This is a genomic window from Mesobacillus jeotgali (assembly GCF_002874535.1).
Taxonomy (GTDB): Bacteria; Bacillota; Bacilli; order Bacillales; family Cytobacillaceae; genus Mesobacillus; species Mesobacillus jeotgali.
Map to the genome: position 1 here is coordinate 4,632,957 of NZ_CP025025.1, position 6,396 is coordinate 4,639,352.

Annotated in this window: 6 protein-coding genes and 1 rRNA gene (1 of these 7 cut by a window edge); 5 read left to right on the forward strand and 2 right to left on the reverse strand. The window is 44.7% G+C overall.

Annotated features, from left to right (window positions below):
* The first annotated feature begins 26 nt into the window (after positions 1–26).
* Positions 27–743 carry an N-acetylmuramoyl-L-alanine amidase CwlD gene (cwlD, locus tag CD004_RS23165; protein ID WP_102264878.1) on the forward strand — a complete coding sequence of 239 codons (717 nt, stop codon included), beginning with the start codon at positions 27–29 and terminating at the stop codon, positions 741–743.
* Between the two features lie 136 nt (positions 744–879).
* Positions 880–1,935, forward strand: a complete 1,056-nt coding sequence (locus CD004_RS23170) for an Mrp/NBP35 family ATP-binding protein (protein WP_102264879.1) — start codon at positions 880–882, stop codon at positions 1,933–1,935.
* A gap of 88 nt (positions 1,936–2,023) precedes the next feature.
* On the opposite strand, the gene gerD is transcribed toward CD004_RS23170, so the two are convergent.
* Complete coding sequence (gene gerD, locus CD004_RS23175) at positions 2,024–2,665, reverse strand: spore germination lipoprotein GerD (RefSeq protein WP_102264880.1); 642 nt, start codon at positions 2,663–2,665, stop codon at positions 2,024–2,026.
* Positions 2,666–2,813: 148 nt separating this feature from the next.
* Between gerD and CD004_RS23180 the strand changes: the two genes are divergently transcribed.
* Entirely contained in the window at positions 2,814–3,485 is a 672-nt protein-coding gene (locus CD004_RS23180; RefSeq protein ID WP_102264881.1) for a KinB-signaling pathway activation protein, read from the forward strand.
* A gap of 8 nt (positions 3,486–3,493) precedes the next feature.
* Here the strand turns inward: CD004_RS23180 and pdaB are convergent, their stop codons facing one another.
* Positions 3,494–4,246 carry a polysaccharide deacetylase family sporulation protein PdaB gene (gene pdaB, locus CD004_RS23185; protein WP_102264882.1) on the reverse strand — a complete coding sequence of 251 codons (753 nt, stop codon included), beginning with the start codon at positions 4,244–4,246 and terminating at the stop codon, positions 3,494–3,496.
* Positions 4,247–4,390: 144 nt separating this feature from the next.
* Here pdaB and CD004_RS23190 point away from each other — a divergent pair, with 144 nt between their 5' ends.
* A complete protein-coding gene (locus CD004_RS23190; RefSeq protein ID WP_102264883.1) occupies positions 4,391–4,618 on the forward strand; it encodes a hypothetical protein in 228 nt (75 codons plus the stop codon).
* Positions 4,619–4,920: 302 nt separating this feature from the next.
* Positions 4,921–6,396 (forward strand): 16S ribosomal RNA (locus CD004_RS23195) (it continues 74 nt past the right edge of the window).

Consider the following 6,396-nt stretch of genomic DNA (forward strand, 5'->3'; position numbering starts at 1 on the left):
ACTAGCTGGGAAGGATGGTTTAGAACATGCTGAAGAAACTCAAATTCGGATTATTTGCAGCCGGCCTTGTCGTGCTGTTCCTTATATTGCAATATGATTTTACCGAGAATGATTCCTGGGAATCGTGGAACCTGCCACTGTCGGGAAAAATCATATACCTTGATCCTGGACATGGAGGCGTTGACCCGGGAGCAGGAGAAGAGGAACCCTTTGAAAAAGATATCGCGCTGAGTGTCTCCTTGAAATTAAGGGATTACCTACAGCAACAGGGAGCACTTGTCATCATGACTCGTGAGACAGATGTCGACCTCGCGGATAAAGGGCTCAAGGGCTACAGTAAGAGAAAGGTCCAGGATTTAAAGAGAAGACTGGACTTGGTAAATGATTCTGAAGCCGATTTTTTTGCAACGATACACTTGAACGCGATCCCATCCTCCAAATGGAAAGGGGCGCAAACCTTCTACTCCACGAATTATAAAGAGAACAAACGAGCCGCCAAACTGATCCAGGATGAATTACGCCGAAATCTTGAAAACACAGACCGAGATGCAAAGGCTGCGAACGGTATTTATTTATTGAAGCATACAAATAAACCTGGGGTTTTGGTGGAAATAGGGTTCTTATCCAATCCACAAGAAGCCGCAAATCTGAAAGATGAAGCTTATCAGGAAAAAGTTGCAGCCTCAATATATGAAGGCATGCTCAGATATTTTACAGATGAACAAAAATTTTGGGAAAAATAAAGAGGGGTCCTGGATCCTTCTTTTTCTTTTTGGAAAAAATATCTTTCAGAAATGTGTGATAGGTTTAACACTTAGGAATTTTATCAATATGTTATACTGTCCTTGGAGATAAATTTTTACAGAGGAAGGTGTCATTATGTTAACTGAAGCTAAGGTGCGCGAAAGTTTAAAAGACCTTAAGGAACCATTTTTACATAAAACACTCGAAGAGATAAATGCAATCGAAGAAATCAAGATCAAAGAAGAGAAGAACCATGTAAGCGTTAAAATAGCTATCGCGAAAACAGGTACTGCAGAACAGCTGCAGCTGCAAACGGAAATTGTCAATATCTTAAAAAGCGCTGGAGCGGAATCTGTAGGATTGCGTTTCTCTGAACTGCCTGCAGAAGTTCTATCAAAATTCCAGACAGCGGCTCCTGAAGAAGAGGAAGGCTTGCTGTCTCCTAATAGCCAAACAACATTCATCGCGATCGCAAGCGGAAAAGGAGGAGTAGGTAAATCTACTGTTTCCGTTAACCTTGCTGTCTCACTTGCTCGTTTAGGTAAAAAAGTTGGACTTGTTGATGCTGACATCTACGGTTTCAGTGTTCCTGACATGATGGGCATCACAAAGCGTCCGGTTGTAAGGGGAGAAAGAATCATTCCAGTAGAAAGACACGGAGTGAAAGTCATCTCTATGGGATTCTTTGTTGAAGATAATGCACCAATTATTTGGCGCGGACCGATGCTAGGCAAAATGCTGAATAGCTTCTTCAATGAAGTAGAATGGGGAGAACTGGATTATCTCCTGTTGGACTTGCCACCAGGAACAGGGGATGTAGCATTGGATGTACACACCATGCTGCCATCATGTAAAGAAATCATCGTTACCACTCCGCACCCGACAGCAGCGTTCGTTGCTGCGCGTGCAGGTGCGATGGCGCTTCGTACAGAACATGAAATTCTCGGTGTCATTGAAAATATGTCTTACTTTGAAAGCAAGCTGACTGAAGAAAAAGAATATGTCTTTGGGCAAGGCGGCGGTGAAAAGCTGGCAGACGAGCTAAACACTAAGCTGTTAGGCAAACTGCCATTAGGCCAGCCAACCTGGAATGAAGAAGACTTTGCACCATCCATTTATCAGGAAGACGATAAAATTGGCGCCCTTTATACAAATATTGCCCAGCAAGTCGTCCAAATGCTTGGAAAGTAATATAACAAGAGAGCCTCTCCTTTTCAGGAGAGGCTCTTTCATATCATTTTTGCTTGCTGGTCGGGGCTGACCAACAGCCTGTCCTTATTTATTGACCTCCAGAGCCTCCGCCTTCTTCAGAACCGCCACCGCCGCCGGAACCACCGCCGCCTTCTTCAGAGTCGCCTTCAGACTTTTGGGTTGGCATTTCCTCAGCGGCTTTGACAATCAATGCCTGCAGCTTCGCTTTGAATAATGGGCTCTCAAAGGTTTCAGTCATGACCTTTTGTAAATGTTCCCGGTATTCTTTACTTTTAAGGACTGTAATTAATTCCTTTTCAAGTTCAGGATCCTTCATGACTTCAATCATCATGCCTTTATATTCTGGATCCTTCATAAGGTCCTTTAACAGCTTTTCATTTTCCTTCTTCATGCTTTTTGCGAGGCTCTCAGCGAATTTTGGATCCTCTAAGGATTTTTTCCAAAACTCCATGCCTTTTTCGGAGGTCAGTGTTTTTTCAACTGTATCAATTACGACCGGCTGGTCCATTATTAACTTTTCCTTCATGCCATCGTCACCCATGACTTCCTGAATCGCTTTTTTGCCATCGTCAGTCTTCAGGATGTCGACAACCATTTTCTTTGTTTCCTCATAATCGACTTGCCCCCCTGCTGACTCGGCCGGAGCAGCACAGCCGGCAGCTAAAAGTAAAAAGGTTGCAGGGAGTAAAAACTTCATGATCTTCTTCATCTTCCATTCCCCTTTCACATAGACAGCCCTAATTTTAGGATGAGTAAAATGACAAATTGTTATACACGAATAACGACACCTAGATTTTTCAAACCCGCATTGGTACAATCAAATGGTGAAGTTTAATTTTCTTTTGGGGGAAAAAATCGTGACAAGCCGTAATTGGGTACACTTATTTCTCACCACCCTGGTTGTTGGAGCGGTGACAACTGCTGTGGTTGGTTTTATTGTCCGCTGGAGTGAATTCCAGCAGCTGTTAAGTGATTTCAACATTCTTGAATTCCTTTCAATTTTAGTATGGCTAATGGGTGTCGGTCTTATATTTAGCATTCTTAGCCAAATGGGTTTCTTCGCTTACTTGACCGTACATCGTTTTGGCCTTGGTATTTTTAAATCTCTATGGAATCCAGTACAAGTCCTGTTGATTGCTTTTGTATTGTTTGACCTCGTATATCTGCGTTTTAACGCCTTCGCGGAAAGCGGCGAGAGCATCATGCCTTATATAGGTCTCGCGGTAATTGTCCTGGTCGCTGGATTGATTGTAGCGTTTATGAAGGTTAAGCAAACCAACAAAGAAGCTTTAATACCAGCGTTGTTTTTCATGACTGTCGTAACAGTGATTGAATGGGTGCCTGTACTCCGAGTGAACGAGCACAGTTGGCTTTATCTCATGCTGTTTCCATTGTTAGCATGTAATGCCTACCAGCTTCTGGTTTTGCATAAGCTTAACCAGAAATCACAGGAAGAGCGAAAAGCCCTTGAAAAAAAGGTTAAAACAAAAACAAATGGAAAAGTACAAAAAAAACCGTCCAACGCATAGTTGGACGGTTATTTTATTTCTTTTGATTTAGAGTCACCGTTAGCGATCATTTCTGAAACAGTGACCATCTTCAGATTCTTTGACCTGATATCCTTTAACACCAGAGGCAGTGCTTCGGCTGTTTGCTTAGCTGAATCAGAAGCATGCATCAAGAGGATATCACCTTTCTTTGCCTTTGCGGCATTCTCGGCAATGACCTCAGTGCCAGGATTCGTCCAATCCTTTGTATCAAGACTCCAGTGGACGACCGTATACCCAAGTCGTTCGGCAATTTTTAAGGTGCGTTGATCAAAATGGCCAGTAGGGGCACGCAGCAGCTCAATGTTCTTAACATTAAGCTTTTTAAATGCTTCCTGAGCTTTTAGGATATCACGCCTGATTTTATCTTCCTCTAGATCGGTATAATCCTTATACTCATATCCAAGCATGCCAATTTCATACCCATCTTTCACCATCCGGTTCACCAGGTCTGGATGTCTTTCTGCCCAGGACCCTGACAAGAAGAAGGTGACAGCTCCTGCTTTCTCTTTCTTCAGAACGTCAAGAATAGGTTCAGCTTTTTCATCGCCCCAGCCGATATTAAAGGTCAAAGCTAAATCCTTTTCTCCTTTATAAATGGCTTTAGGACCATCTTTTGCTGAAAAAGCAGGGAGTTGGACCATATTTTCCATGTAAAAGAACCATGCTGTAAAAAAGGCTGCAATAACGATGACAAAAGCTGTTTTAATCGACTTAGCATTCATTACATAAAAGAAATTCATTTTCTCACCACCTCGTCCAATGCACTCCTTGTCTCATTTTTATTCCGCAAATTAAAAAGATATGATAATAAAAATCAGATTATAAAAATCAGGAAAAAAGATAACACTACAACCACTATGTGAAAAATGAACAGGAGTGTATGTATGCTTGGTGTTCTGATCAATGAGAAAGAATTGAAAGAACTAGAATACTTAATCAAAAGGGAAATGGATGAAATCCTATTCGATCTGAAGGATGATCGTATTGATCATGTTGTAAAGAGGTCAATGAAAGAAAGATATCAAATACTGTTTTCTCTCTTTAAAAGAGTAGCTTCTCCAAAGGAATGCCTTAAGTATATGCCAGCGAAGAAGAGCATGTATAAAGGGTAAAAAACAATAAGAAAACTTTTTTCGCAATTCTTGTTGACGGAAATAAATTATCCTGTTATATTAATAAACGTCGCTGCTGAGCCACTCGGTAACACGGTGAATCAGTGGGAAAATAATAAAAAATGTGATTGACATCAAATCGGTCACATGTTATATTATGAAAGTCGCTTCTGAGCGGCGAGACAATAAATTGTTCTTTGAAAACTAAACAAACAAGCGTCAACAAACAATAAATGATCATGGCTTCTATTATAGAAGACCATGAGCCAACGTTTTAACTTTATGAGCTAACTCATAACTCTTTCTTGGAGAGTTTGATCCTGGCTCAGGACGAACGCTGGCGGCGTGCCTAATACATGCAAGTCGAGCGGATCTTCATTAGCTTGCTTTTGAAGATCAGCGGCGGACGGGTGAGTAACACGTGGGCAACCTGCCTGTAAGACTGGGATAACTTCGGGAAACCGGAGCTAATACCGGATAATCCTTTCCCTCACATGAGGGAAAGCTGAAAGACGGTTTCGGCTGTCACTTACAGATGGGCCCGCGGCGCATTAGCTAGTTGGTGAGGTAACGGCTCACCAAGGCAACGATGCGTAGCCGACCTGAGAGGGTGATCGGCCACACTGGGACTGAGACACGGCCCAGACTCCTACGGGAGGCAGCAGTAGGGAATCTTCCGCAATGGACGAAAGTCTGACGGAGCAACGCCGCGTGAACGATGAAGGCCTTCGGGTCGTAAAGTTCTGTTGTCAGGGAAGAACAAGTATCGGAGTAACTGCCGGTACCTTGACGGTACCTGACCAGAAAGCCACGGCTAACTACGTGCCAGCAGCCGCGGTAATACGTAGGTGGCAAGCGTTGTCCGGAATTATTGGGCGTAAAGCGCGCGCAGGCGGTTCCTTAAGTCTGATGTGAAAGCCCCCGGCTCAACCGGGGAGGGTCATTGGAAACTGGGGAACTTGAGTGCAGAAGAGGAGAGCGGAATTCCACGTGTAGCGGTGAAATGCGTAGAGATGTGGAGGAACACCAGTGGCGAAGGCGGCTCTCTGGTCTGTAACTGACGCTGAGGCGCGAAAGCGTGGGGAGCGAACAGGATTAGATACCCTGGTAGTCCACGCCGTAAACGATGAGTGCTAAGTGTTAGAGGGTTTCCGCCCTTTAGTGCTGCAGCAAACGCATTAAGCACTCCGCCTGGGGAGTACGGCCGCAAGGCTGAAACTCAAAGGAATTGACGGGGGCCCGCACAAGCGGTGGAGCATGTGGTTTAATTCGAAGCAACGCGAAGAACCTTACCAGGTCTTGACATCCTCTGACAACCCTAGAGATAGGGCGTTCCCCTTCGGGGGACAGAGTGACAGGTGGTGCATGGTTGTCGTCAGCTCGTGTCGTGAGATGTTGGGTTAAGTCCCGCAACGAGCGCAACCCTTGATCTTAGTTGCCAGCATTCAGTTGGGCACTCTAAGGTGACTGCCGGTGACAAACCGGAGGAAGGTGGGGATGACGTCAAATCATCATGCCCCTTATGACCTGGGCTACACACGTGCTACAATGGATGGAACAAAGGGTCGCGAAGCCGCGAGGTCGAGCCAATCCCATAAATCCATTCTCAGTTCGGATTGCAGGCTGCAACTCGCCTGCATGAAGCCGGAATCGCTAGTAATCGCGGATCAGCATGCCGCGGTGAATACGTTCCCGGGCCTTGTACACACCGCCCGTCACACCACGAGAGTTTGTAACACCCGAAGTCGGTGGGGTAACCTTTTGGAGCCAGCCGCCTA